General features: G+C 72.7%; 23 protein-coding genes and 1 pseudogene. 13 read left to right on the forward strand and 11 right to left on the reverse strand.

From position 1 onward, the window contains the following. Positions 1–168: 168 nt before the first annotated feature. Positions 169–2424, forward strand: coding sequence for an SF1B family DNA helicase RecD2 (gene recD2, locus H297_RS36905; protein WP_037794512.1), 2256 nt, complete (start codon positions 169–171; stop codon positions 2422–2424). A gap of 149 nt (positions 2425–2573) precedes the next feature. Beyond that, positions 2574–3890: a citrate synthase gene (locus tag H297_RS0117715; protein WP_199787225.1), complete on the forward strand. Its 1317-nt coding sequence runs from the start codon at positions 2574–2576 to the stop codon at positions 3888–3890. A gap of 456 nt (positions 3891–4346) precedes the next feature. Here H297_RS0117715 and H297_RS0117720 read toward each other — a convergent pair whose 3' ends face one another. The 3 genes from H297_RS0117720 to H297_RS0117730 form a co-directional block, all read right to left on the reverse strand. Then, positions 4347–4601 (reverse strand): heavy-metal-associated domain-containing protein, encoded by a 255-nt coding sequence (locus tag H297_RS0117720; protein ID WP_051351937.1) that lies wholly within the window; start codon positions 4599–4601, stop codon positions 4347–4349. A gap of 106 nt (positions 4602–4707) precedes the next feature. After that, a complete protein-coding gene (locus H297_RS0117725) occupies positions 4708–4902 on the reverse strand; it encodes a MerR family transcriptional regulator (protein ID WP_027738164.1) in 195 nt (64 codons plus the stop codon). Between the two features lie 174 nt (positions 4903–5076). Then, the gene (locus H297_RS0117730) at positions 5077–5538 is read right to left on the reverse strand and encodes a MarR family transcriptional regulator (protein WP_027738165.1); all 462 of its coding nucleotides are present in this window, start codon (positions 5536–5538) and stop codon (positions 5077–5079) included. Between the two features lie 80 nt (positions 5539–5618). Between H297_RS0117730 and H297_RS0117735 the strand changes: the two genes are divergently transcribed. The 9 genes from H297_RS0117735 (at position 5619) to H297_RS41785 (ending at position 16722) form a co-directional block, all read left to right on the forward strand. Further along, entirely contained in the window at positions 5619–5987 is a 369-nt protein-coding gene (locus tag H297_RS0117735; protein WP_027738166.1) for a VOC family protein, read from the forward strand. A 3-nt stretch (positions 5988–5990) separates the two neighbouring features. Next, on the forward strand, positions 5991–6953 hold the full coding sequence (locus tag H297_RS0117740; RefSeq protein ID WP_027738167.1) for a Fe-S cluster assembly protein HesB: 963 nt from the start codon (positions 5991–5993) through the stop codon (positions 6951–6953). Between the two features lie 137 nt (positions 6954–7090). After that, the gene (locus H297_RS0117745) at positions 7091–8176 is read left to right on the forward strand and encodes a 5-dehydro-2-deoxygluconokinase (protein WP_027738168.1); all 1086 of its coding nucleotides are present in this window, start codon (positions 7091–7093) and stop codon (positions 8174–8176) included. 59 nt (positions 8177–8235) lie between these two features. Continuing rightward, positions 8236–9123 carry a Cgl0159 family (beta/alpha)8-fold protein gene (locus H297_RS0117750; RefSeq protein ID WP_027738169.1) on the forward strand — a complete coding sequence of 296 codons (888 nt, stop codon included), beginning with the start codon at positions 8236–8238 and terminating at the stop codon, positions 9121–9123. Between the two features lie 207 nt (positions 9124–9330). Continuing rightward, positions 9331–10293 (forward strand): 5-deoxy-glucuronate isomerase, encoded by a 963-nt coding sequence (gene iolB / locus H297_RS0117755; RefSeq protein ID WP_027738170.1) that lies wholly within the window; start codon positions 9331–9333, stop codon positions 10291–10293. After that, positions 10290–12176 carry a 3D-(3,5/4)-trihydroxycyclohexane-1,2-dione acylhydrolase (decyclizing) gene (gene iolD / locus H297_RS0117760; protein ID WP_027738171.1) on the forward strand — a complete coding sequence of 629 codons (1887 nt, stop codon included), beginning with the start codon at positions 10290–10292 and terminating at the stop codon, positions 12174–12176. The genes iolB and iolD overlap by 4 nt, the downstream gene beginning before the upstream one ends. Before the next feature lie 73 nt (positions 12177–12249). Continuing rightward, positions 12250–13755 (forward strand): CoA-acylating methylmalonate-semialdehyde dehydrogenase, encoded by a 1506-nt coding sequence (locus H297_RS0117765; RefSeq protein ID WP_027738172.1) that lies wholly within the window; start codon positions 12250–12252, stop codon positions 13753–13755. A 91-nt stretch (positions 13756–13846) separates the two neighbouring features. Further along, entirely contained in the window at positions 13847–16210 is a 2364-nt protein-coding gene (locus H297_RS36910; protein WP_051351938.1) for an FUSC family protein, read from the forward strand. Positions 16211–16500: 290 nt separating this feature from the next. Beyond that, positions 16501–16722 carry a hypothetical protein gene (locus tag H297_RS41785; protein ID WP_486589550.1) on the forward strand — a complete coding sequence of 74 codons (222 nt, stop codon included), beginning with the start codon at positions 16501–16503 and terminating at the stop codon, positions 16720–16722. Here the strand turns inward: H297_RS41785 and H297_RS0117780 are convergent. Further along, positions 16712–17632 (reverse strand): NADP-dependent oxidoreductase, encoded by a 921-nt coding sequence (locus tag H297_RS0117780; RefSeq protein WP_027738174.1) that lies wholly within the window; start codon positions 17630–17632, stop codon positions 16712–16714. The two genes, H297_RS41785 and H297_RS0117780, sit on opposite strands and share 11 nt — an antisense overlap. 83 nt (positions 17633–17715) lie before the next feature. On the opposite strand from H297_RS0117780, the gene H297_RS0117785 reads away from it, so the two are divergent. Next, positions 17716–18285, forward strand: coding sequence for a TetR/AcrR family transcriptional regulator (locus H297_RS0117785; RefSeq protein ID WP_027738175.1), 570 nt, complete (start codon positions 17716–17718; stop codon positions 18283–18285). A gap of 247 nt (positions 18286–18532) precedes the next feature. Continuing rightward, a pseudogene (locus H297_RS44330) lies at positions 18533–18830 on the forward strand (hypothetical protein); the annotation flags it as partial. Here H297_RS44330 and H297_RS43295 read toward each other — a convergent pair. The 7 genes from H297_RS43295 to H297_RS36915 all read right to left on the reverse strand — a co-directional run bounded on the left by H297_RS43295 (position 18818) and on the right by H297_RS36915 (position 25199). Further along, on the reverse strand, positions 18818–19330 hold the full coding sequence (locus tag H297_RS43295) for a pentapeptide repeat-containing protein (protein WP_158693704.1): 513 nt from the start codon (positions 19328–19330) through the stop codon (positions 18818–18820). The pseudogene H297_RS44330 and the gene H297_RS43295 overlap by 13 nt on opposite strands. A gap of 308 nt (positions 19331–19638) precedes the next feature. After that, on the reverse strand, positions 19639–20142 hold the full coding sequence (locus H297_RS0117795; RefSeq protein WP_027738177.1) for a hypothetical protein: 504 nt from the start codon (positions 20140–20142) through the stop codon (positions 19639–19641). Between the two features lie 61 nt (positions 20143–20203). Continuing rightward, positions 20204–20701, reverse strand: coding sequence for a hypothetical protein (locus tag H297_RS0117800; RefSeq protein ID WP_027738178.1), 498 nt, complete (start codon positions 20699–20701; stop codon positions 20204–20206). 25 nt (positions 20702–20726) lie between these two features. Next, positions 20727–22067 (reverse strand): hypothetical protein, encoded by a 1341-nt coding sequence (locus H297_RS0117805; protein ID WP_027738179.1) that lies wholly within the window; start codon positions 22065–22067, stop codon positions 20727–20729. A gap of 15 nt (positions 22068–22082) precedes the next feature. Beyond that, positions 22083–22553 carry a hypothetical protein gene (locus tag H297_RS0117810; RefSeq protein ID WP_486589551.1) on the reverse strand — a complete coding sequence of 157 codons (471 nt, stop codon included), beginning with the start codon at positions 22551–22553 and terminating at the stop codon, positions 22083–22085. 207 nt (positions 22554–22760) lie between these two features. Continuing rightward, the gene (locus H297_RS0117815) at positions 22761–23624 is read right to left on the reverse strand and encodes an SDR family oxidoreductase (RefSeq protein WP_078514224.1); all 864 of its coding nucleotides are present in this window, start codon (positions 23622–23624) and stop codon (positions 22761–22763) included. Positions 23625–23720: 96 nt separating this feature from the next. Further along, a complete protein-coding gene (locus tag H297_RS36915; RefSeq protein WP_051351939.1) occupies positions 23721–25199 on the reverse strand; it encodes a hypothetical protein in 1479 nt (492 codons plus the stop codon). Positions 25200–25302 lie beyond the last annotated feature (103 nt).

The following is a 25302-nucleotide window of genomic DNA, read 5'->3' on the forward strand; positions in this document are numbered from 1 at the left end:
GGAATGTGATGTGCGCATGGTGACGCAAGCTGAGACCGGGGCCGATGCAGGATCGTGATGATGCGCGTGCAGCGGTAACTGCGCCCGTGACGAGGAGACTTCCGGAGCGTGACGGAAGGCTGCCCACAGGGTGACGGTGATGTCGGCACGCGGGGCTACGGTCGGGGCATGACGTTCCAGCCTGCCGTGCTCGAAGGGGTCCTCGAACGCATCACCTACGCCAACGAGGAGAACGGGTACACCGTCGCCCGGGTCGACACCGGCCGCGGCGCCGGTGATCTGCTCACCGTCGTCGGCGCGTTGCTGGGCGCCCAGGCAGGCGAGTCGCTGCGGATGGAGGGCCGCTGGGGCTCCCACCCGCAGTACGGGCGCCAGTTCCACGTGGACAACTACGTCACGGTGCTGCCCGCCACGATCCAGGGCATCCGCCGCTATCTGGGCTCCGGCCTGATCAAGGGCGTCGGCCCGCGCATCGCCGACCGCATCGTCACCCACTTCGGCGTGCGCACGCTCGACGTCATCGAGGAGGACCCCGGGCAGCTCGTCCAGGTCCCGGGGCTGGGCCCCAAGCGCACGAAGCTGATCGCCGCCGCCTGGGACGAGCAGAAGGCCATCAAGGAGGTGATGGTCTTCCTCCAGGGCGTCGGCGTCTCCACCTCCATCGCGGTGCGCATCTACAAGCAGTACGGCGACGCCTCGATCTCCACGGTGCGCGGCAACCCCTACCGGCTGGCCGCCGACGTGTGGGGCATCGGCTTTTTGACCGCCGACCGCATCGCGCAGTCCGTCGGCATCCCGCACGACAGCCCGGAGCGCGTCAAGGCAGGACTGCGGCACGCCCTTTCCCAGTCGTCCGACCAGGGGCACTGCTTCCTGCCGGAGGAGCGGCTCATCTCCGAGGCGGTCAAGCTGCTCCAGGTCGACACCGGCCTGGTCATCGAGTGCCTCGGGGAGCTGACTGCCGACGAGGAGGAGGGCGGCGTCGTCCGCGAGCAGGTACCCGACCCCGAGGATCCCGAACGGCGGATGACCGCCGTCTATCTCGTCCCCTTCCACCGGGCCGAGGTGGCGCTGGCCGCGCAGCTCAGGCGGCTGCTGCGCAGCGGGGAGGACCGGCTGCCCGCCTTCCGCGACGTGGACTGGCAGGCGGCGCTGGGCTGGCTCGCCTCCCGCACGGGCGCCCAACTGGCCGCCGAGCAGCAGGAGGCGGTCAAGCTCGCGCTCACCAGCAAGGTGGCGGTGCTCACCGGCGGCCCCGGCTGCGGCAAGTCCTTCACGGTGCGCTCGGTGGTGGAGCTGGCCCGCGCCAAGAAGGCCCGCGTCGTGCTGGCGGCCCCCACGGGGCGGGCCGCCAAGCGGCTGGCGGAGCTGACGGGTGCCGAGGCCTCCACGGTCCACCGGCTGCTGGAGCTCAAACCGGGCGGGGACGCGGCCTGGAACCGGGAGCGCCCGCTGGAGGCGGACCTGGTGGTGGTGGACGAGGCCTCGATGCTGGACCTGCTGCTGGCCAACAAGCTGATCAAGGCGGTGCCGCCGGGCGCCCACCTGCTGCTGGTCGGCGACGTGGACCAGCTGCCGTCGGTGGGGGCGGGCGAGGTGCTGCGGGACCTGCTGGCCGAGGGCGGGCCGGTGCCGGCGGTGCGGCTCACCCGCATCTTCCGCCAGGCCCAGCAGTCGGGGGTGGTGACCAACGCGCACCGCATCAACTCCGGCAGCCATCCGCTGACCCGGGGGATGGACGACTTCTTCCTCTTCGTGGAGGAGGACACCGAGGCCGCGGGGGCGCTGACGGTCGACGTGGCGGCGCGCCGGGTGCCGGCGAAGTTCGGGCTCGACCCGCGCCGCGACATCCAGGTTCTCGCGCCCATGCACCGCGGCCCGGCCGGCGCGGGCGCCCTCAACGGGCTGCTCCAGCAGGCGGTCACCCCGGCCCGCCCCGGGCTGCCCGAGAAGCGCTTCGGCGGCCGGGTCTTCCGGGTGGGCGACAAGGTCACCCAGATCAGGAACAACTACGAGAAGGGGGCGAACGGCGTCTTCAACGGCACCGTCGGCGTGGTGACGGACCTCCAGGCCGAGGACCAGCGGCTGACGGTGCGCACGGACGAGGACGAGGAGGTGGGCTACGACTTCGACGAGCTGGACGAGCTCTCCCACGCCTACGCCGTCACCATCCACCGCTCGCAGGGCAGCGAGTACCCGGCGGTGGTGATCCCGGTCACCACCGGCGCCTGGATGATGCTCCAGCGCAACCTGCTCTACACGGCGGTGACGCGGGCGAAACGCCTGGTCGTGCTGGTGGGCTCACGCAGAGCGCTGGGCCAGGCGGTCCGTACGGTCTCGGCCGGCCGGCGGTGCACGGCGCTCGATCACCGGCTGGCCGGGGCGTTGACCGCCCCGGGAGGCGGGAACGGTCCCAGGGGGTGACCATGACGGCCAGAAGGGTGCAGGATGTTCAGAAGGGCGGCACTCCGTGCCACCATGGAGCCCTCTGGCTGACCCCCAGTGCACCGCACGGCGCTGGATAGGGGAGAGTGGAAGAAGTCAGGGCACCTCGAAGAAGAGGCACTACGTCGGTGAGGGATGACGTGAGCGAGAACCGCGACAGCGAGAAATCCGTAGTACTCCGCTACGGAGACGGCGAGTACAGCTACCCGGTCGTCGAGAGCACGGTGGGCGACCGTGGCGTCGACATCGGCAAGCTGCGTGCCCAGACCGGTCTGGTGACCCTGGACTCCGGCTACGGCAACACCGCCGCCTACAAGTCGGCCATCACCTATCTCGACGGTGAGCAGGGCATCCTGCGCTACCGCGGCTACCCGATCGAGCAGCTCGCCGAGCGCGGCACCTTCCTGGAGACGGCGTACCTGCTGATCAACGGCGAGCTGCCCACCGTCGACGAGCTGAGCGGGTTCAAGAACGAGATCACGCAGCACACCCTGCTGCACGAGGACGTCAAGCGGTTCTACGACGGCTTCCCGAGCGACGCCCACCCGATGGCGATGCTCTCCTCCGTCGTCAGCGCCCTGTCGACCTTCTACCAGGACAGCCACAACCCGTTCGACGAGGAACAGCGGAACCTGTCGACCATAAGGCTGCTGGCCAAGCTGCCGACGATCGCCGCGTACGCCTACAAGAAGGCCATCGGCCACCCGGTCGTCTACCCGAGCAACGACCTGGGCTACGTGGAGAACTTCCTGCGGATGACCTTCTCGGTCCCCGCGCAGGAGTACGACCTCGACCCGGTCGTCGTCAGCGCCCTGGACAAGCTGCTGATCCTGCACGCCGACCACGAGCAGAACTGCTCGACCTCCACGGTGCGGCTGGTCGGCTCCTCGCAGGCGAACATGTTCGCCTCGATCTCCGCGGGCATCAATGCGCTGTGGGGCCCGCTGCACGGCGGCGCCAACCAGAGCGTCCTGGAGATGCTCCAGTCCATCCAGGCGGCGGGCGGCGACGTCGACACCTTCATCCGCAAGGTGAAGGACAAGGAGGACGGCGTCAAGCTGATGGGCTTCGGTCACCGGGTCTACAAGAACTTCGACCCCCGGGCGAAGATCATCAAGGCGGCGGCCCACGACGTCCTCTCGGCGCTCGGCAAGAGCGACGAGCTGCTGGACATCGCGCTGCGCCTGGAGGAGCACGCGCTCTCAGACGACTACTTCGTCGAGCGCAAGCTCTACCCGAACGTGGACTTCTACACCGGCCTGATCTACCGCGCCATGGGCTTCCCGACCAGCATGTTCACCGTGCTGTTCGCGCTGGGCCGGCTGCCGGGCTGGATCGCCCAGTGGCACGAGATGATCAAGGAGCCGGGTTCCCGGATCGGCCGTCCGCGGCAGATCTACACCGGTGTGGTGCAGCGCGACTACGTGCCGGTCGAGGCCCGCTGAAGCGGCTGCCCGCCCTCGTCGGCGCGCACGGCGCTCCCGAACCCCGCGGAAGGCCCCGGTCCCTCGGACCGGGGCCTTCCGGTTGTGGTGCGCGGTACGGTCGCCGGCGGAGGATGTCTTTCCGTTTGTGAGAGTTGCCGACGAGACGTAGGTCACAGAAATTGGGGGGTAACCATCGGCGGGGTTCGGTGGTCTAACCGGGTGGCGTCGGCCTCCCGGCGGAGTCGTCGCCGCGCGTCGGATCCGTCTTGGGGGACGGATGCGAGGTGAAGAAACGGTGCACGTGCGCGGGGAGCTTTGAGCGGCCCTCCCGTCCGCACGTACACCCACAGAGCGCCCGGCCAGGATCCCGTGGGGGGAATCCGCGACCGGGAAGAGAAAGCGCCCCATCGACGGGCCCGTGGGGGGACCCGGCCGGTGGGGCGCTTTTCGCTGTCCGTGCCCGGGTGTCGGCGCTCAGGCGCGGCCCACCAGTTCGTAGCCCGCCTCGTCCACGGCTTCCCGCACGGCGGCGTCGTCCAGTGCGGCGGACGAGGTGACGGTGACCTCCCCCGAGGCGGCCGCCGCCTGCACCGCCGAGACGCCCTCGATCCGGGAGATCTCCTCGCGGACCGCGCCCTCGCAGTGGCCGCAGGTCATGCCGGTCACCTGGTAGGTGGTCGTGACGGTGCTCATGGTCCACCCCTCCTTCTCGTGCTGTTCGGTACTCATTTCTCGCTGCGGGCGCACGGTGTCCGGCCCGCGCCGGGTGCGTGCGTGGGACCGACTATACCCCCAGCGGGTATACGATTCCGTTCCGCGGGGCCCGCCCGCGGCCTCAGCGTCCGCCGCGGTGCCCCGGCCTGCGGGTGACCCAGTCGCGGATGGTGTCCGCGTACCAGTAGGGCTTGCCTCCCTCCACGTGGTCGGGTGGTGGCAGAAGGCCGTGCTTCTTGTAGGAGCGCACGGTGTCGGGCCGTACGCCGATGTGTGCGGCGATCTCCTGGTACGACCAGAGTCGGTGGTCGGCCATGTGGCACCTCCCAGGGTGGCTGGTGAGGCAGGCAGTCGGCCTGCCCCTCCCGGTGCTGAACGACGCACAGTGATGTTCGGCGGTGGCCGTGGGCGCCCTGTGACGGCCGGCCGATGAAACCGTGACATCGGTGACGGACACGCCCGGTCGGAAGTGGGGGCGCGGCGCGGTGGGTCAGTCGCCGAGGGCTCGTGCGATGCGGTCGCAGTCCTCCAGGAGGGCGTCGAGGCGGTCGCCGGGGAGGGCCTCGACCATGCGGGCCTCGATGGCGTACACGGCCGCCTGTGCCGCCCGGAGCCGGCGGCGGCCCTCGGCGGTGAGGGTGGTGGGGCGGGCGCGGCCGGTCTCCACGGTGTCGGGCCGCTCGATGAGGCCGTCGCGTTGCAGCGCGCGCAGTACGACGTTCATCGACTGGCGTGTCACGAAGGTGGCGCGCGCCAGTTCGGCGTTGGACAGGCCCGGTCGTGCGGCGAGCACTTCGAGACAGGAGTACTGCGGCACGGTCAGCTCGTGCGCGCGCAGGGCCGCGTCCATCGCGCTGCGCAGGGCGGCGTGTGCTCTTTTGAGGCGGTATCCCACGTGGTCGAGCACGTCCTCGGCCGGGTGCGGTGGCTCCACTGGCAGCCTTCCTTCCATGTTCGTGTTTTGACATCCGCCGGACGGCATCCTAGTGTCAAGCATGTCAAAGCCCTGACATCCAAGCGAGGAGGAATCCCGTGTCCGTCAGCATCGACGGCCCCGACTTCGTGGCCCTTCAGGTCCGTGACGTGGAGGGCGCGGCCACGTTCTTCGAGAAGCACCTCGGCCTGGTCCGCACCCCTGCCGCCCCGCCCGGCGCGGTCGTGTTCGACACCAGGCCGTGCCCCTTCGCGGTGCGCGAACCGCTGCCCGGGACCGACCTGGACGCGGGCCGCCCCGGTCTGGGCGTGGCCCTGTGGTTCTCCACCCCCGACGCCCCCGCCCTGCACGAGAAGCTGACCCGGGAGGGCGTCGAAGTGCTGACGCCGCTGGGCGACAGCCCGTTCGGACCGGTGTTCTCCTTCGTCGGCCCCGAGGGGTACGTCCTGACCGTCCACGGAGCCTGACCGGTGTCCACCGCCCTCTTCCGCCCCTCCGGGCCGTTCTCGCTGGCCTCGTCCGCCCGGTTCCTGGAGGGCTTCACCCCCGCCTCCTACGCTCCCGCGAGCGACGGCCTGCTGCGGCTGGCCTTCGCCGCCGACGACGGGGAGAGCGTGATCGGCTGCGCGGTCCGGCAGGGCGGGGCGGCGGGCGACCGGCCCGGGGTCGTGTCGGCGGAGTTCACCGTGCACCGTGACGGCCGGGAGGTGGAGGCCCGGGCCGGTACCCGCGACCACGGTGCGGTGCGCGACCAGATCGGCCGCATCCTCTCCCTCGACGTCGACGGCACCGGCTTCCCCGCCCTGGCCGACGCCGACCCCGTGGTCGCCGGCCTCCAGTCCGCCTACCCGGGACTGCGCCCCGTCCTGTTCCACTCCCCCTACGAGGCCGCCGCCTGGGCCGTCATCGGCAACCGTGTCCGGATGAGCCAGGCCGCCGCGCTCAAGGCCCGTCTCGCGCGCGAGCACGGCGGGGCCGTCGACGTCGCGGGGCGGCGCCTGTACGCGTTCCCCGCCCCGCGGGTCCTGCGCGGTCTGGACCGTATCGACGGACTGAGCGGCACCAGGACCGCACGCCTCCGCGCGCTCGCCGACGCGGCGCTCGACGGGCGTCTCGACGCTTCCGCGCTGCGCGCGCAGCCCGCCGCCTCCAGCCTCACCGACCTGAGGGAACTGCCCGGCGTCGGCCCCTTCTCCGCCGAGCTGATCCTCATCAGGGGCGCCGGGCACCCCGACGTCTTCCCCCTGACCGAGCCCCGCCTGCACCGCGCCGTCGCCACCGAGTACCGGCTGGATCCGGCCGCCGCCGACGACCCCGACCGGCTCGCCCGGATCGCCGACGCCTGGCGTCCCTACCGCAGTTGGGTCTCCCTGCTCCTGCGGGTCCGCGCCCAGGAGCGGCAGGAGGGAACGGGCCACCACGTCAATATGTAAGGACAAAGTATTGACAGTCCTCTCCCGCGCGTCGGACGATGAGCCCGGCACGCGCCGCCCGGAACCGGGCACTCGACCCGGCACCGGGCCGGGAACCGGTCCCGGGAGGAGACCGGGAACGAGAGGGGACGGGATCCATGACCGAGTCGCACGACGTGGTCACCATGGGCCGCATCGGAGTCGACCTCTACCCGCTCCAGACCGGCGTACCGCTCCAGCACGTGGACAGCTTCGGCAAGTTCCTCGGCGGCTCCGCCACCAATGTGGCCGTGGCCGCCTCCCGGCTCGGCCGCTCCGCCGCGGTGGTGACCCGCACGGGAGACGACCCGTTCGGCGTCTACTGCCATGAGGCGCTGCGCGGCTTCGGCGTGGACGACCGTTGGGTGACCCCCGTGCGGCGGTACCCCACCCCGGTCACCTTCTGCGAGATCTTCCCGCCGGACGACTTCCCGCTCTGGTTCTACCGGCAGCCCAAGGCACCCGACCTCGAACTCCGAGCCGACGAGCTGGACCTGGCCGGCATCGCAGCCGCCCGCATCTTCTGGATGACCGGTACCGGGCTGTGCGCCGAGCCCAGCCGCACGGCCACCCTCGCCGCGCTGGAGGCCCGCACCGCGGCCCGCCACCGTCCCCCGCCTGCCGCGGCATCCGGCCCGGCCGCCGCCGCGGCCTCCGCCACCGCTTCCGCCGCAGCGCCCACCCCCACCGCCACCGCCACCGCCACCGCCACCGCCACCGTCTTCGACCTCGACTGGCGTCCCATGTTCTGGGGCGCCGGCACCGACGGGGACCTGTCCGAGGCCGAAGCCGCCGAGGCGGCGCGCCCGCACTACCGGGCGGCCCTGGCGCACGCGACCGTGGCCGTCGGCAACCTGGCCGAGTGCGAGGTCGCCACCGGCACCCGCGAGCCCCGCGCCTGCGCCGAGGCCCTGCTGGCCGCGGGCGTCGAGCTGGCCGTCGTCAAGCAAGGACCGCGCGGCGTGCTGGCCGTCCACGCGGACGGCACCGTCGCCGAGGTGCCGCCGCACCCGGTGGAGGTGGTCAACGGGCTGGGCGCGGGCGACGCGTTCGGCGGCTCCCTGTGCCACGGGCTGCTGGCCGGCTGGGACCTGGCGCGCGTGATGCGGTACGCCAACGCCGCCGGGGCGCTGGTCGCCTCGCGGCTCGCCTGCTCCTCCGCCATGCCGACCGCGCACGAGGTGGCGGAGCTGCTGACCGGCTGACCCGGCGCGCGGTGCTCCGAGCCCCGCCCCGTTCCCGACGCCCCGAAAGCGAGCCCGCCTTGACCACCAGCAGTGTCAGCATCTCCGAGCTGGCGTCCGTGCGGACCCGGCATCCGGAGGCCATCGCCGAGGCGGCGGCGCGCCGTGTGCGCCGCCCGCTGGTGGGGGAGCGGGAGCGGCTGATGATCGTGGCCGCGGACCATCCGGCGCGCGGGGCGCTGGCCGTCGGCGGTGACGCGTTCGCCATGGCCGACCGCGCCGAGCTGCTGGCGCGTCTCGTCACCGCGCTGTCCCGGCCCGGGGTCGACGGGGTGCTGGCCACCGCCGACGTGCTGGAGGACCTGCTGCTGCTGGGCGCGTTGGAGAACAAGGTGGTGCTCGGCTCGATGAACCGGGGCGGACTGGCCGGGGCCGCCTTCGAGCTGGACGACCGCTTCACCGGGCACCGGCCGCAGGACATCGCGCAGTTGCGCCTCGACGGAGGCAAGCTGCTGCTGCGCATCGACTACGACGACCCCGGCTCGCTGCGCACGCTGCACGCCACCGCACGGGTGATCGACGAGATGGCGGCCCGGCGGCTGCCGGTCTTCGTCGAGCCGTTCCTGACCGGGCGGGTGGACGGCAGGGTGGTCAACGACCTGAGCGGTCCCGCCGTGGCCCGCTCGGTGGCCATCGCCTCCGGGCTGGGCGGCACCTCCGCCTACACCTGGCTCAAACTCCCGGTCACCGCCGACCCGGACGAGATGGCGTGGGTGTGTGCGACCTCGACGCTGCCCGTCGTCCTGCTCGGCGGCGAGGTCCACGGCGACCAGGAGGGCACGTACGAGAAGTGGCGCACGGCGCTGCGGCTGCCCACCGTGCGCGGGCTGGTCGCCGGGCGCTCCCTGCTCTACCCGGCGGACGGCGACGTGGGCGCGGCCGTCGACACCGCCGTGGGGCTGCTGTGAGCACACGGTGCGCGGGGCAGGCTGCGACCGCACGGCGGTGTGGGAAGCGCGGTGACCGAGCGGTCCCGTGGGAACGCTGCGACACCACGAGGCGGCCGTGACATCCGAGAAGCCACGAGGCTGCCGGAAGGGTGACGGGCCGCCGGAAGAAGTGCGGGGCTGCCGGGAAAGGTGCCCGAAGGGCGCCGGGAAAGGGGCTGTGACGACATGACGGTCAGCGACTTCCACCTGCGGGCGGGCGAGGCCGCCGAGGGACCGTACGCACTCGACATCGACCCCGAGCGGGCCGGGTGGGGCTGGTCCTCGCTGCGGGTGCTGGAGCTGCCGCCGGGCGGCTCGCACGTGTGGGAGACCGGCGGGAGCGAGTGGATCGTGCTGCCGCTCAACGGTGGGTGCACCGTGGCGGCGGAGGGCGAGACGCTGCATCTGACGGGCCGCGGCAGCGTCTTCACCGCCGTCAGCGACTTCGCCTACGTACCGCGCGAGGCGTCCGTGACGGTCGGCAGCGCGGCGGGCGGCCGGTTCGCGCTGGCCGGTGCGCGCTGCGAGCGGCGGCTGCCGGTGCGGTACGGCGCGGCGCGGGACGTACCGGTCGAACTGCGCGGCAGCGGCCAGTGCTCGCGGCAGGTCAACAACTTCGGCGCCGCACACGTCTTCGAGGCGGACCGGCTGATCGCGGTCGAGGTCCTCACCCCCGGCGGCAACTGGTCCTCCTACCCGCCGCACAAACACGACGAGCACCGCGAGGGCGTGGAGAGCGAACTGGAGGAGATCTACTACTACGAGATCGCCCCGCACGGCACCACCGAGGGCGTCGGCTACCAGCGCGTGACGCCCAGCGGACAGGGCCGCGGCACCGATGTGCTCGCCGAGGTGCGCAGCGGGGACGCGGTGCTGATCCCCGACGGCTGGCACGGACCGTCCATGGCCGCGCCGGGCCACGCCATGTACTACCTCAACGTGATGGCCGGTCCGGGGGTGGATCGGGCGTGGCATATCTGCGACCATCCGGATCACGCGTGGATTCGTGGTACCTGGGCCGAAACGCCTGTGGATCCAAGGCTTCCGCTGTACCAGGCGAGCGCATCCGCAGACTCGACCGGATCCGCCAAGGCGCGGGAATCCGCGGACTCGCGGGGTGACTCGCGGGAAGGGAAGGCGCAGCGGTGACCACCGTCAGGCTGACCGTCGCACAGGCCCTCGTCCGCTTCCTCGCCGCCCAGTACACCGAACGCGACGGAGTGCGGCAGCGGTTCGTCGACTCCTGCTGGGGCATCTTCGGGCACGGCAATGTCGCCGGGCTCGGCCAGGCCCTGGTCGAGAGCGGCCAGGGACCGGGCGCGCCGCTCCCCTTCCACCAGGGCCGCAACGAGCAGGCGATGGTGCACGCCGCCGTCGGCTTCGCCCGCCAGCGGGGCAGGCTCTGCACCCAGGCCGTCACCACCTCCATCGGCCCGGGCGCCACCAACCTGGTCACCGGTGCGGCGCTGGCCACCGTCAACCGGCTGCCCGTACTGCTGCTGCCCGGCGACACCTTCGCCACCCGCGCCCCCGACCCGGTGCTCCAGCAACTGGAGGCGGCGTACGCGGGGGACGTCTCCGTCAACGACGCGCTGCGCCCCGTCAGTCGCTGGTTCGACCGGGTGCTGCGCCCCGAGGCGCTGATCCCCGCCGCGCTGAGTGCGCTGCGGGTGCTGACCGACCCGGCCGAGACCGGCGCCGTCACGCTCGCGCTGCCGCAGGACGTGCAGACCGAGGCGCACGACTGGCCCGAGGAGTTCTTCGCCGAGCGGACCTGGCGGGTGGGCCGCCCGGAGCTGGAGGCCCCGGTGCTGGCCGAGGCCGCCGAGGCGGTCCGCTCGGCCCGCAGGCCGCTGCTGGTCGCCGGGGGCGGCGTGCACCACAGCGAGGCCGAGGCGGCGCTGGCCGCGTTCGCGGACGTCACCGGCGTCCCCGTCGCCTCGACCCAGGCGGGCAAGGGCTCCCTGCGGTTCGACCACCCGTGCGACGTCGGCGGCATCGGGCACACCGGCACCGCCGTGGCCGACGCGCTCGCCCGCTCCGCCGACCTGGTGATCGGCGTCGGCACCCGCTGGACCGACTTCACCACCGCCTCCCACACCCTCTTCCCCGCCTCGGCCCGCTTCGTCAACCTCAACATCGCCGCCCTCGACAGCCACAAGCTCGGTGCGCTCTCCGCCGTGGCCGACGCGCGGGCCGGGCTGGCCGCGCTGACCGGCGCGCTGCGCGGGCACCGCGTGACGCCCGACTACGAGGCCGAGTACACCCGCGCCAAGGCGGCCTGGGAGCGCACCGTCTCCGAGGCGTTCGCCCCGCACCCGCTGGACGAGGAGGCACCGCCCTCCCAGACGCAGGTGCTCGGCGCGCTCGACTCCGTCGTCGGCGACGAGGACGTCGTCATCAACGCCGCCGGATCCATGCCGGGCGACCTGCACAAGCTGTGGCGCGCCCGCTCGCCGCGCCAGTACCACGTCGAGTACGGCTACTCGTGCATGGGCTACGAGATCCCCGCCGGGATCGGTGTCGCCCTGGCCGCGCCCGACAGGACGGTGTGGGCGCTGGTGGGCGACGGCACGTACCTGATGCTGCCCACCGAGATCGTCACCGCCGTGCAGGAGGGCGTGAACCTCAACGTCGTCCTCGTGCAGAACCACGGCTACGCCTCCATCGGCGGGCTGTCCGAGCAGACCGGCGGCGAACGCTTCGGCACCGCCTACCGGTTCCGCGACGCCGACGGCGGCTACACCGGTGCCCCCCTCCCCGTCGACCTCGCCGCCAACGCCGCCTCCCTCGGCATGGAGGTGCACCGGGCCGCGACGTACGGCCAACTGCGCGGCGCACTCGCCCAGGCCCGCGCCTGCGACCGGCCCACCTGCGTGTACGTGGAGACCGACACCGACCCGGCGGTGCCCGCGCCAGGACCCGAGGCGTGGTGGGACGTGGCCGTCGCCGAGACGTCCGCGCGGCCCGCCGCCCGTGCGGCCCGTGAGGAGTACGAGCGCAACCGCGCCCGCCGCCGGTGGTACCTGTGAGACCCCGCGACGGCGCCCCGAACGAGCCTCCGCGCAGCCGGCACCACCCCGTCCCGAGAAAGGTCCAGGCCCCATGAAGACCCTCGGTCACTGGATCGGCAACAAGCCGGTCGTCTCCAGCTCCGGCCGGTACGGCCCCGTCTGGAACCCGGCCACCGGCGAGCAGCCCACCCGGGTCGCCCTCGCGTCGGTCGCCGAGGTGGACGACGCGGTCGCCGCCGCCGAGGCGGCCTACGGCGAGTGGTCGCGAAGCTCGCTGGCCCGGCGCACCGCATTCCTCTTCCGCTACCGCGCCCTGCTGGACGCGCACCGCGAACAGCTCGCCGAACTGATCACCGCCGAGCACGGCAAGGTGCACTCCGACGCGCTCGGTGAGGTCGCGCGCGGCCTGGAGATCGTGGAACTGGCCTGCGGCATCCCCGAGAAGCTCAAGGGCGAGCTGTCCACCGAGGTCTCCACCCGGGTGGACGTCTCCGCCCTCCGGCAGCCGGTCGGCGTGGTGGCGGGCATCTCGCCGTTCAACTTCCCGGCCATGGTGCCGATGTGGATGTTCCCGCTGGCGCTGGCCTGCGGCAACACCGTCGTGCTCAAGCCCAGCGAGAAGGACCCCTCGGCCGCCTTCCGGCTCGCGGAGCTGGCCGCCGAGGCCGGACTGCCCGAGGGCGTGCTGAACGTCGTCAACGGCGACAAGGAGGCCGTCGACCGGCTGCTGGCCCACCCGGACGTGGCGGCCGTCTCGTTCGTCGGCTCCACCCCCGTCGCCCGGCACGTGCAGGCCGAGGCCACCGCGCACGGCAAGCGCGTCCAGGCGTTGGGCGGTGCCAAGAACCACATGCTGGTGCTGCCCGACGCCGACCTCGACCACGCCGCCGACAACGCCGTGAGCGCCGCCTACGGTTCGGCCGGTGAGCGGTGCATGGCCGTCTCCGTCGTGGTGGCCGTCGGCGAGACGGGGGACGCGCTGGTCGACAGGATCGCCGAGCGGGCCCGCGCGCTGCGCATCGGCCCCGGCGATGACCCGGCCAGCGAGATGGGCCCCCTCATCACCCGCGAGCACCGCGACAAGGTCGCCTCCTACGTCACCGGCGCGGCGGCCCAGGGTGCCGAGGTCGTCGTCGACGGCACCGGGCTGACTGCCGAGGAACACCCCGAATGCGCCGACGGCTTCTTCCTCGGCGTCTCCCTCCTCGACAAGGTCACCCCCGGCATGGCCGCCTACGACGAGGAGATCTTCGGCCCCGTGCTCAGCGTCGTGCGCGCCCAGACCTACGACGAGGCCCTGGCGCTCATCAACTCCAGCAAGTGGGGCAACGGCGCCGCCGTCTTCACCCGTGACGGCGGCGCCGCCCGCCGCTTCCAGTTGGAGGTGGAGGCCGGCATGGTCGGCGTCAACGTGCCCATCCCGGTGCCGGTCGGCTACCACTCCTTCGGCGGCTGGAAGCAGAGCCTCTTCGGCGACCTGCACATCTACGGCAACGACGGCGTGCAGTTCTACACCCGCGGCAAGGTCGTCACCACCCGTTGGCCCGACCCCGCGGACAGCGGCGGCGTCAACCTCGGCTTCCCCAGCAACCACTGACCACCCGGCAGAAGACCGCACCGGACGGGGGCGCTGTCGGCTGTGCCCCCGTCTGCCCCTCTTTGAATTCTTTCTCGGTAGTCTCGATCGCATGCTCGGGTACCTGAAGACCGCACCCCTGTCCTGGCTGAGGGCGCTCAAGGAGACCGCCCGCCTGGGGCTCACCGTGGAACGCGCCGCGCTGACACCGCTGATCGCGGTGCGCGGCGCCTGCGGTGTGGGCATCGTGGTCGGGCTGGCGCTGCTCATCGGCACCCCGCAGCTCGCCGTCTCCAGCGCCTTCGGTGCCTTCGCCTCCGGCATCGCCACCTTCCAGCGGAGCTGGCGGCCCCGCCCTGTGCTGGCGCTGGCCGCCTCCGCCGGACTGGCCGTCTCCACCTTCCTCGGCTACCTGCTGGTCGGCTGGCCGTGGGGGTTCGTGCTGCTGCTCGCCCTGTGGGCGTTCCTGGCCGGGATGGCATGGGGGATAGGGCCCACCTCCGGAGTGGTGGCCGCGTTCAACATCTCCGTCATGCTCATCACCGTCCACCTGCCCACCTCCACCCTCGGCGCCCTCAGCCACGCCGTACTGATCGCCGCCGGCGGTGTCGTACAGGCCGGGCTGATCGTGCTGTTCCCCATCAGACCCTGGGGCGAGCGGCGCGAGGCGCTGGCCGACGCGCTGGCCGGCGTCGCCGACTACGCGCGCCGCCTCCGGCACGACCCCATGGCGCCCTTCGACCCCGAGCCCCTGATCGAGGCCCGCAGCGCCGCCTACGTCACCCCGCGGCAGGCCCGCCGCCGCCCCCGCCAGTTGCACGGCTACCGCGCCCTGGCCGAACGCTTCCGCCCTGTCCTCGCCTCCCTCGCCGACCCCGTCGTCGGCGGCGCTCCCATGGTCGGACCCGAACGCGACCGGGTACGCGAACTCCTGTCCGCCGCCGCCACCGTGCTGGACGCCACCGCACGCGCCGTCCGCCGCGGCGAACGCGTCCGCCTCCCCGACCAGGCGCTCGACGTCCTCCAGGTGCCCAAGAGCGGACCCGTCCTGTCCGGGCCCGCCCGGCGCGCCGCGCTGCGGCTCATCGCACTGACCGACGACGCCGTCGAAGCCGCGCAGGAACCCGTCGAGGTCACCCGCGGCGGTGTCCTGGCCCGCGTCACCTGGCACGTCGCCGACCGCGAAGGGCGCCGCCGCGGCTACCCCGACCGCGCCCCCGTCGACGCCAGTCTCGACGGGCCCTACGGCCCCGACCCCGACGAGGTCGCCGCCGAGGAGGCCGAGGCCGCCCGTGTGACGGAGAACAAGGCCGCAGGCGGCAAGCACACCCCCGCCGCGGGGCACGCACTCGCCCGCGAGCGCCACCTGCACATGCCCACCCTCGCCGGCCTGGTACCCGTCGCCCTCCGCGCGTTCCGCCGCGAGATGCACTGGTCCTCGCCCATCCTGCGGCACGCCATCCGGGTCAGCGCCGTCGCCTCCGTCGGCTTCCTGCTCGGCAACGCCCTGCCCCCCGCCCACGGCTACTGGGTGCCCCTGACCGCCGCGATGGTGCTGCGGCCCGACTTCTCCCGCACCTACCAGCGCGGCGTCGGCCGCTTCGTCGGCACCCTGCTCGGCGTCGCCGTCGCCGGTACGGTCATGGCACTGGCGAGCCCCGGCCCCTACCTGAGCGCCGCCCTCGCCGTGGTCAGCGTGGGCTTCATGTACGCGCTGATGCGCACCGGGCAGGCCATCACCTCCGTCTGCACCGGCTCCTACGTGGTCTTCCTCCTCGGCATCCTCGGCGCCGACTGGTACCAGACCGCCTACGAACGCGTCGGACTCACCGCCCTCGGCGGCGTCCTGGCCATGCTCAGCTACGCCCTCTTCCCCGCCTGGGAGACCCCGCTCCTGCGCGACCGGCTCGCCGACTGGCTCGCCGCCACCGGGCGTTACACCATCGCCGTCCTGGACGCCTTCGCCGAACCCGCCGAACGCGCATCCCGCCAGGTCCGGGAAGCGCTCCTCGACACCCGCGCCGCCCGCCAGGAATGGGAGCAGGCCGTCAGCCGCGCCGAAGCCGAGCCCGTCCGCCAGCGCGGCACCCACTCCCGCATCAGCCGCCGCTCCGCCAGCGACGCCCAGTCCGCGCTCGTCACCCTCGGCCGCGCCACCATGCTCCTGGAGGCCCACCTCCCCGACCGGGACGCGGCGCCCGACGCCGGCGCCGCGGACTACTCCGCCAGGCTGGCTCCCGCCGTCGCCGCCGCCACCACCGCCATCCGCGAGGGCCGGCCCGTCGAATGGGGCGATGTGCACGCCGCCCTCCTCCGCTGGTGGGACCAGGCCGACCAGCCGCCCCCCGTGGCGCTGCGCACCGCCGAACTGCTCACCGACGCCCTCGACGACCTGGCCCAGGCGGTCACTCCGAAGGAGACCGCCGAGCGGGAGAGGGAACCGCACTCAACTGGTGCCCATAACGGAAAATCATGATCGGCGGCTCCCCCTCCTCCACCCCCGCCGCCAGCATCACCCGGTAGATGAACGGCGCCGGCCCCGTCACCTGCGTCACGGTGCCGGCCTTCCCCGTCCTGCTGTCCCGCACCCGGTCGCCCTCCGCCCACACGGTCACAGGCTGGGCAACGCACGAGGGTGCCAGAGGTCACCGTGCTCCCGGCGCAGATGCGCCCGAAGAGTGCCTTGCGGATCGTCCCGCCGCTGCACCGGACCGTCCGCAGTTCCCTCTGCACTGCACACCGACCGGATCGTCCTGGCTCGACCTCGTGGAGCGATGGTTCGCCGAGCTGACGAACGAACAGGTACGGCGAGGCGTCCACAAGACCGTCCTGACCCTGGAGAAGGGCATCCGGACAGGGATCGCAGCCCGGAACACCGGCCCCCGGCCCTACGTCCGGCCCAGGACCGCGGACGAGATCCCCGAACGCCTTGCCTCGTATCCGAGCAGAACTCCTGGCTCGGAAGACCAGGGGCGGTTCACAGCGTGATCACTATTTTGCCGTGGACATGCCTCTCGGCCTGCGTCGTCACGGCTTCGCGGATCTGCTCGACCGGGAAGGTGGCCGCGATCGGCACCGTGATCCCGCCGGAACGGATCGCCTCGGCGATCCGCTCCATGGCGCCCGGACCCGCGTCCAGGGCGCCCGCCTTGTGTACGCCAGGCGGCGGGGCGGGGCCGTCGGCCACGACGGAGATGCGCTGGGGCGCCACGCCGAGCGTGAGCGCGGCCTCGGCCGCCTCTCTTCCGAACAGGTCGGTCGCGGCAGTGATGCCCTCGGGCGCCAGGGCCCGCACCCGGTCCACCAGGCCGGGGCCGTACGCGACGGGTTCGACGCCGAGCCCGCGCAGGAATCCGAACGTGCCCTCGGAGGCGGTGCCGAGCACTCGGGCGCCCGCGAGCTTCGCCAGCTGCACGGCGAAGATGCCCACGCCGCCCGCCGCCCCGCCGATCAGGACGGTGTCCCGGGCGCCGAGCCCGATCGAGGCGAGCGCGGCGGAGGCCGTCAGGCCGGAGACCGGAAGCGTGCCCGCCACCTCGTCGGCGACGCCCTCCGGGATGGGCCATATCGTTGTCGCCGGTGTTTTGACCAGCACGAAGTCGGCGACGGACCGGCCGATCGCACCGCCGTACACCCGGTCGCCGGCCGCGAATCCCGTGGCTTCGGCGCCCACTTCGTCCACCACTCCGGCGAAGTCGCTGCCGAAACCGGCGGGCAAGGTGATGCCGAACCGCGCTGCCATGTCGGGCTGCGTGGTGATCTGCCAGTCCATCGGGTTCAGCCCGGCGGCCGTGACCCGGACGCGGACCTCGTCAGGTGCGGCGTGCGGCTCGGGTATCTCCTGCAGTTCGAGCACTTCGGGACCGCCGAATCGCCGGTAACGGACAGCTTTGCTCATGGGTGACCCCTCCAGGCCAGTGATGGGACTTGGTCTCATCGACCCTACATCAGTGATGGGACCAAGTCCCGTAGACTGCTCTCATGGCTCGCTGGCAACCCGACGCACCAGGACGACTCGCCGCCGCCGCCCTCGACCTCTTCGAGGAGAACGGCTACGAGAACACGACCGTGATCGAGATCGCGGAGCGTGCGGGGCTCACCAAAAGCACGTTCTTCCGGTACTTCCCGGACAAGCGCGAAGTGCTCTTCGGCAGGGGCACGGTGACCGGTCTGCTCGTCGAGGGGATCGCCTCGGCGCCGCCGACGGCCGGGCCGCTCGACACGGTGGGGCACGCCCTCGACGCGCTCGGCCGGACGTTCTTCACAGCCGACCGCCGCGAGTTCAGCAGCCGACGACAGGCCGTGCTGAACGCCAACACGGAACTGCGTGAACGCGAAGCCCTGAAGAGGATCGACCTCACCGCCTCGATGACCGAGGCCCTCGCCCGCCGCGGCACCCCGAACCCGACCGCGCGCGTAGCCTCGCAACTGGGCGCTCTGGCCTGGGAGATCGCCTTCGACCAGTGGGTCGAAGGCGACAACAGCGAGGACTTCGGTCCGCTCGCACAGCAAGCGCTCACCGAAGTGCGCACGGCCGGAGTCCTGCGCTGAGGCGGGTAGCGCGTCGTGATCGTTCCGTGGGTTCACCTGCGCTCCGAGCCTGATCCGGCGGACCGCTGCGCGCGACGCGAATGCGACCGGGTGCGCTACCGCCCCGCGCGGCGGCACTCGCGCCTTCCGGACACGAGATCGGGCGGTGAGCCCACCCGGTTGCCCCAACCACTGCACAGGCCGGGCACCTCGGGCGGACGGACGGTCCAAAGGCGTTCTCCGCACCCCAGACGACCGGGTCCGGTGTGTGCGCTGGTCGCGACCATGGGGAAGGGCGCCCGCTGGTCAGCCCGCGAAGACAAACCTGGACGCCCTGCTGGCGGCACCGCATGTGTTTGTCGGCGACCATGTGGCCTCTTGTCGCCTTGTCGTCTTGTCGCCGGATCGGGCGACCTCCGCAACTCACGGACAGCGAACTGCTGTGCCTGGCGGTCACGCAGGTTTTGCTGGGCTTCCCTTCGGCCCGGCACCGGATCCGCTTCGCCCATGCCAGGCTCGGGCACCTCTCTCGCCACCTGCCCCAGCAGTCCGCCTACAGGCAACGGCGCCGAGTGCTCCCGGCACCGCGTCCAGGGCGGTGGCGTGGACGCGCGCAGAGGTCGAAGGCTGCGCCGGTGAAAGTGGCGCGTTCGGCGAACGCGACGCCTTCGAACGAGGTCCGGTCGCCGAAGGCCGCGTCGGCGAAGAACGCGCGCCCTTCGAACCGGGCGGACTCGAAGGAGGTGTCCGCCCCGGAACGCGTCCCGCGGAAACGTGCGCGACCCTTGAAACTGGCATGGTGGAACATGGCGCCGTCGCCGAACTCCGCAAAGGTGAAGCCGGCGTTCTCGCCGAACGAGGTTTCACTGAACCAGGCGGAAGCGCCGAACACAGTCCTCTTGAAGAGCACGTCGTCACCGAAGGCGGCTGCGTCGAAGCGGGCGCCGGAACGGAAGCATGCGCCGTAGAAGGACGTATGGCTCTCGAACACGGCGTGCCGGAAGGTCGCCCATCCGAACCGCGCCACCTCGTCCGCCCCCCGGAGCGGGGAGAGCACTTCCTGCAACAGGTCCGGGGTGAACCGCGTCCCCGAGTAGTCGACATCCGCCCCGGGACGGAGTGTGCCGAGGCGATCGGCTCGTGCCGCCTCCGTCAGGTGGGCCAGGCACCTGCTGTAGGGCGCGATGCGGCGTCCCCGGCAGCCGAGGCGCTCGTCCTCCGTGGCACCGTGACCGCAGTGCGGCCAACTCGGCGGGTCAAAGGACATATGGCGCACCAGCAGCTCTGTGCACACGCGGCCCGACCGACGCGGCCCGGCGCTCCGGCACTGCGGTGCCTCCCGTCCCTGGTGTGATCCCTCCCGGCTCCGTCACCTCAGGGCCGGCCGAAGACGACGCCGCGCCACGTCCAGCCGGCTTCGAGCACCGTGTCGCGCAGAGGTTCCTTCAGGTCGGAGCTGTCGAAGCGGAAGGTCTCGGTCATCTCGAAGCGGCCTTCCTCGCCGCGGCCCACGGTCCAGTGGCGGGAGGTCGTCTTCACCGGGCCGCGCCCGTACGCGCTGGAGATCGGTACGCCGTCGATCCAGACGACCTTCCACTGCTCGTCCAGCGCGCGGACCTCGCGCTCGGCGGGGACGAGGCGCATCCGGATGCGGATGCGGCGGCTCAGTTCGCGTTCCCGGAAGAAGGACTGCCAGGCCGGTTCCGTGAGCCGCCACTCCGCGACCAGGTCGGCGCCCTCGTCGGCGCCGTCGCGGACGAGGTAGGGAACGTCGGGGCCGTTGAGGCCGAGCAGCGCGGTGCGCAGCGCCCCGGCGGGCTGCGGGGGCCGGCCGGGGCCGGGGCGCCTGGTGCCGGTGAGTCTGTCGAAGAAGCCCATCGCGTCGTCTCCCTCGGGTGCCTGGCCGTCGGGGCAACCCTCCCACGGCCGCCACGGCCTGCTAGCTGGCCGGCCCCGTCTCGGGACGCACGGTGCCCACGAAGCTTTGGAAGTCGGGCAGGACGTCCTCGAACTGGGCGGCGGTGGTGGTGAGGACGAGCCGGATCACGGCACGCCTGTGCGGATCGTCGGCGTCCAGCATGGACAGGTACACCTGGGACTGGACGAGGTCGCGCCGCTCGTCGCCGACGGCGGTGGAGAAGGTCAGGGTCTGGGTGAGGCCGGGCGCCTCCTCGGTGCCGAGGTCCTGGCGGGCGGCCACCTTCACCGCTTCGGCCATCGTGCCCAGGTGCCGCACCGACTGGTCGGCGAACTCGCTCAGCGGTGTGGCGTCCGGCCGGTACTCGCCGTCGATCGTGAGGTTGGTGGTGAACCCGGCGTCCGGCTGCGGATGCACGGCGACGAAGGCCGCGCCCGGGGCGCCGGCCTGGTCGGGCGGCAGCGGGCGCCAGCCCTCCGGCAGCCGGAACTCGATCGGCACCGGCAGGGTGGTGGCCATCGGGGCCTCTCCTTTCCGCGCGCTGTCAGAAGATGCTGGTGAAACCGTCCTTGACGGCTCCTGCGGCGTCGCCGAGGGCATGGACCGCGTCACCGGCGGTGTCGGTCACCTTCTTCGGGTCGACGACGATCTCCGCACCCACCTTGCCACCGATGATCGGGGAGGCGCCGAACTCGAACCCGATGTGCCGCTTGCCGTGCGCGTCCTTCTTCCACAGGTCCAGGTCCCCCTCGATGCCCTCACCCGCCCACGCCTCGCCGGTGACGCCGACGCCGACGCCGCCCGCGTCCGCACCGACGGCACCACCGGCCTTCGCACCGGCGAAGGCCTTGCCGCCGATGTCGACGCCGTCGGCTCCGGCGCCCGCGTGGCCCTCCACCGCGCCGCCGGCGAACCCCCAGCCGCGCCCGTACGCGGACCCCAGGTCGGAACCGACACGGCCCTCCACCAGGGCCCGCGCGCCCGCCGACGCTTCGCCGCTCGCGTAGGCACCGTCGTTGGTCAGCGACAGGTTCCCGGAGACGCGGGCGCCCCCGTACACGTCCCACAGTCCGGTCGCCTTGGCCGCGCCCCAGGTCAACTGGCCCTGCTGGGTGACGTGGAACAGGTCGGCGTACGCCTTCGCGAAGCCTTCCATGCCGTAGCCGGGTCCGGACACGGACGTACCGGCGTCGGGGCCGGTGGCCGTGACCGACCCGGTGCCCTTCAGCCCGCCGCCGTCGGTCTTCGTGTGCGGGTCGGAGGGGGCCGGCCTGCCCGCCTTCTCCAGGTCGGTCTCGGGGTGTGCGTTGAAGCCGCCGAAGCCGATGCCGTCCAGCTCGACGTCGCTCGCGGCGCTGATCAGTGCGCGCTTGACGGCCTGGTCGGCGTCGTCGACCGCCTTCACCGCCTTGGCGATCTTCCTGGTCCAGCCGTGCGCCTTCTCCTTGGCGTCGGCCAGCAGTTGCGGGTAGGACGGATCGTGGACGAGGGCGCGCTTCTCGCTGGGCGTGAGCTTGTCGTAGCCGACGTAGGTCGCCTTGCCCTTGCTGTCGACCTTGTAGTCCTTCTTCTGCGCGTCGGAGACCAGGTCCTTGACGGCCTTCTGCAGGCGGGTCAGTTCGGTGTGGGCCTGGGTGAGCAGCTCGGCGACGGCGTGCGCCTCCTTCTTGGCGGCGCCGAACTCGAACGCCGAGACGCCGGCGCGCTTCTGGTGCGCGCCGAAGGACCGGCCCTGCCAGTTGCCGTTGCCCAGGGCGCCTTTGACGTGCTTGTCGTAGTTGCCCTTCAGCTCACCGAAGCGGTCGCCCATGTTCTTCCAGGCGTCGGAGACGTCCGTGAGGCAGGACAGGTCGGCCGTCATGACGTCCTGGTAGCTCAGTGCCACGGTTCCCCCGCATCGTCACAGATGGTCGAGGTTGCTCGACGGTCGCAGGGAGTTGAACTGGGACTGCGTGTCGAGTTCCTGGCCCTGGAAGAGCTTCTTGGTGCCGCGCAGCGCGTCGAGTTCCCGCTGGAGCTGGCCCATCAGCTTGTTCACCTGGCCCTGCCAGGTCGTCATCGCGTCGGCCAGCCCGTCCTTGGTGGCCCAGCCGGACAGGCCCTTCAGGCCCGTATCGGGCTTCAGATGGGGGTTCGCCATCGGGGGGTTCGGGGCGAGGGAGGGCGGGCGCACGGTCTGGCCGCCGCTGTCCGCCATGGCGCCGGCGGACTTGGTGTCCGACAGCAGGTGGTTCTCCATGTAGGTGGCGGCCCGCTTCTTGTCGCCCGCGGAGCTTGCCAGTGTGGTGCCGTCACCACTGGCGCCGCCACCGCGGTCGCCGCCGGCCTGGGCGAGGTGCATGCGCTGGTCTGCGGAGTTGTCGGAACTCATGGGTCACCCCCGTGGTGCTGCCGAACCGGAGCGTGCGGAACCCGGTGGGTGCGACGCTTGCTCGGCGTGGACCTTACCAATGTCCACCAGGTGCGGTGGCGTCGGCAACGGGGCCGGACCATACGGTTCCGTAAAAGCCCGGGCCGAAGGGTTTCGGCGACGTGGACCACGCGGCTCCGCAGAGAGGGGCATGCTGTTGCCGGAGGGTCACGGGGTGATGCGGCCGCCCGCCACGTCGAGGGTCAGCCCCGTCAGGTAGCTCGCGGCGTCCGAGGCCAGGAAGAGGGCGGCCGAGGCGACGTCGGTGGGCTCTCCCATGCGGCGCAGCGGGTGCCGGAGGGCGACCCGGTGCTGGGCCTCCTTGGACATGACCGCCGCGGTCCGCTCGGTCCGGACGGCCGACGGGGCGAGGCAGTTGACACGGATGCCCTGCGGGCCCAGCTCGGTGGCGAGCTGACGCGTCAGCATGGCGACGCCCGCGTTGGCGACGCCGTACGCCAGATTGGCCCCGCCCGGCAGGCGCCCCGTGGACGAGGACGCCGAGGACGCCGAGGACGCCGAGGACATGGTGAGGATGCTGCCGCTGTACCGCTCCACCATGCCGGGCAGGAACGTGCGGACGGTCAGGAAGGCGGAGGTCAGCTCCGAGTCGAGGATCTGGTGCCAGCGTTCCTCGGTCAGCTCCAGGGTGGGGGTGGGGGCAGCCTGGCCGCCCGCGAACGCCGCGAGGACGTCGACGGGCCCCAGTTCGGCGGCCACCCGTTCGGCGACCCGCCGCAGTGCGCCCGCGTCCGTCACGTCGGCGACGGCACCGGTCGCGGTGCCGCCCCGCTTGCCGATCTCCTCGACGACCCCGAAGAGCGCCGGGCGGTCCCGCCCCATCAGGCAGACCCGCACGCCCTGCGCCGCCAGCGCCCGCGCCGTCTCGGCACCGATGCCACGCGAACCGCCGGTGACCACGGCGACCTTGCCCGCCAGGTCGGGGTAGACCGGGTGGGCGGGCCAAGCGGAGAGGGCGGCGGACGACGGCGCGGCGTCGCCCTCCGCGGAACCTTCGGCGTCGGTCGGCATCAGACGGTCCTTTCGGCAACGGCGGACATCAAAGAGCTCCTTCGGTCCTCACAGCGTCCTACAGCGCCCTGCAGCGTCCCTCGGTGGAGGAGGGCATCAGACGGTGTCCTGCTGTCCGTCGAGCCCCAGTTCCCTGCGGCGGCGGTGCCCGTAGCGCGCCGCCGAGACCGCGCAGCCCAGCAGCACGGCACTGTCGGCGCCGAAGGCCAGGTGGAACTCCGCCATGCCCGTGGGCTTCGAGCGGCTCGGCCGGCCCTCGCCGCGCGGATCGGCGAACACCCGGAACCGGTCACCGACGTCGGCGCCGTGGCAGGGGATGCGCAGGTCGCCCCAGGCGGCGGCCCGTTCGGTGCCGCGCGGCTGAAGGCGGCACGTGGCGGCGTACCGGGGCGGGTCGTGCACGTCGGTGACCTCGACGTCGACCCAGGTGCCCCGGTCGAGCAGCAGGGAGGTCGAGTGGCCGCGGTGGGTGACGGGCACCAGCGCGATCCCGGCCAGGATGACCAGCAGCAGGTAGCGGCGGCGCGGACCGTAGTGGGTCAGCTCCAACAGCAGGACCAGCACCGCGAGCAGTGCGGCCGCGAGCAGAGTCCAGAAGACGCCCGTACCGCCGCCCAGGTGGCGGGTCACCAGCACCGGAGCGGCGCCCAGCGCGCACACCGGCAGCGTCGCGGCCACGGCGAGGGCGACCGCCGCCCGACGCGGAAGCCGGTCCAACCGGGCGTCCAGGCCCGCCCGCAGGCGGTGCGGTGCGGCGGGCCGTCCGCCGAGCCGCGCGTACAGGGCGTTCCGGGGCGAGCCGGACTGCTCGGCCGGGTGCGGGCCGGCGCCGCCGGTGGCGGTGTGCGTGGTGCCGCCGCGGGACCCGACGCGGTAGCGGCGGGCGGTGGCGGTACCCCTGCAGCCTGCGGCCGACAGGATCGCGGCCCACGCCAGGAGGACGCCGTAGACGGTGGGGTCCGGGTCCTCGTACGTGCCGGGTGAGAAGGCCTGTTGCAGACCGGCGGCGGCGAAGAGGACTGCGAGGACGAGCCCGAGGGCGGAAAGGGCCAGCCAGGCCGCGCGCCGTCCCGCCAGGGCACGCGCTGCCGCGTCGTCGCGGTGCGGCAGCCCGTGCGCGGCGAGCAGCCGCCGCCGCTCGCGGCTGCGATTGCTCCGCGGGACGAGCAGCACGGTGCCGACGACGACGAGGAGGGCGCCGCCGCCCAGGGAGAGGTCCGCCGCCAGGCCCTCGGGGCGGCCGACGTGGGTGTGGTCGTAGAGCCCGGAGCCCAGGAAGCCGCAGCCCGCGCAGGCGCACACGACCAGCGCGGCACGCGCCCACAGCCGGCGCGGTGCCAGCTCGGCGCGGGCCAGCCGCACTCCGTACCCGGGCGCTGCCTCGGGCAGCGCGTCGTAGTCGCTGCCGGAGCGCGGGCGGCCGTTCCCCTGCGCTGCGGTGGCCGGGTGTGATCGGGTGCGCCCTGGGGCCTTGCCGACGGCGGGGCGGTCGCCGTCCGGGGGGCTGTCGGCGCGCGGGCGAGGGGGGACTGTGCGGTCGTCCGCGTGCGGACGGCCGCGCGCCGTTCGCGCCATCGCATCCCCCGTGCCTCGCCTGTCCCCGTGTGCGCACCCCTCCCCGTGCCGGTGCGCCGACAGCAACTCTAGGCGCCGGGGCCGACACCGGACGGGACGGGGA

The sequence above is a fragment of the Streptomyces sp. CNT360 genome, assembly GCF_000424785.1.

Excerpts from the sequence above, each read along its gene's own strand:
- recD2 (WP_037794512.1), top strand. The coding sequence starts at position 169 with ATGACGTTCCAGCCTGCCGTGCTCGAAGGGGTCCTCGAACGCATCACC.
- H297_RS0117720 (WP_051351937.1), bottom strand. The coding sequence starts at position 4,601 with ATGAGTACCGAACAGCACGAGAAGGAGGGGTGGACCATGAGCACCGTC.
- H297_RS0117725 (WP_027738164.1), bottom strand. The coding sequence starts at position 4,902 with ATGGCCGACCACCGACTCTGGTCGTACCAGGAGATCGCCGCACACATC.
- H297_RS0117730 (WP_027738165.1), bottom strand. The coding sequence starts at position 5,538 with ATGGAAGGAAGGCTGCCAGTGGAGCCACCGCACCCGGCCGAGGACGTG.
- H297_RS0117745 (WP_027738168.1), top strand. The coding sequence starts at position 7,091 with ATGACCGAGTCGCACGACGTGGTCACCATGGGCCGCATCGGAGTCGAC.
- iolB (WP_027738170.1), top strand. The coding sequence starts at position 9,331 with ATGACGGTCAGCGACTTCCACCTGCGGGCGGGCGAGGCCGCCGAGGGA.
- H297_RS0117765 (WP_027738172.1), top strand. The coding sequence starts at position 12,250 with ATGAAGACCCTCGGTCACTGGATCGGCAACAAGCCGGTCGTCTCCAGC.
- H297_RS36910 (WP_051351938.1), top strand. The coding sequence starts at position 13,847 with ATGCTCGGGTACCTGAAGACCGCACCCCTGTCCTGGCTGAGGGCGCTC.
- H297_RS0117780 (WP_027738174.1), bottom strand. The coding sequence starts at position 17,632 with ATGAGCAAAGCTGTCCGTTACCGGCGATTCGGCGGTCCCGAAGTGCTC.
- H297_RS0117785 (WP_027738175.1), top strand. The coding sequence starts at position 17,716 with ATGGCTCGCTGGCAACCCGACGCACCAGGACGACTCGCCGCCGCCGCC.
- H297_RS0117795 (WP_027738177.1), bottom strand. The coding sequence starts at position 20,142 with ATGGGCTTCTTCGACAGACTCACCGGCACCAGGCGCCCCGGCCCCGGC.
- H297_RS0117800 (WP_027738178.1), bottom strand. The coding sequence starts at position 20,701 with ATGGCCACCACCCTGCCGGTGCCGATCGAGTTCCGGCTGCCGGAGGGC.
- H297_RS0117810 (WP_486589551.1), bottom strand. The coding sequence starts at position 22,553 with ATGAGTTCCGACAACTCCGCAGACCAGCGCATGCACCTCGCCCAGGCC.
- H297_RS0117815 (WP_078514224.1), bottom strand. The coding sequence starts at position 23,624 with ATGCCGACCGACGCCGAAGGTTCCGCGGAGGGCGACGCCGCGCCGTCG.
- H297_RS36915 (WP_051351939.1), bottom strand. The coding sequence starts at position 25,199 with ATGGCGCGAACGGCGCGCGGCCGTCCGCACGCGGACGACCGCACAGTC.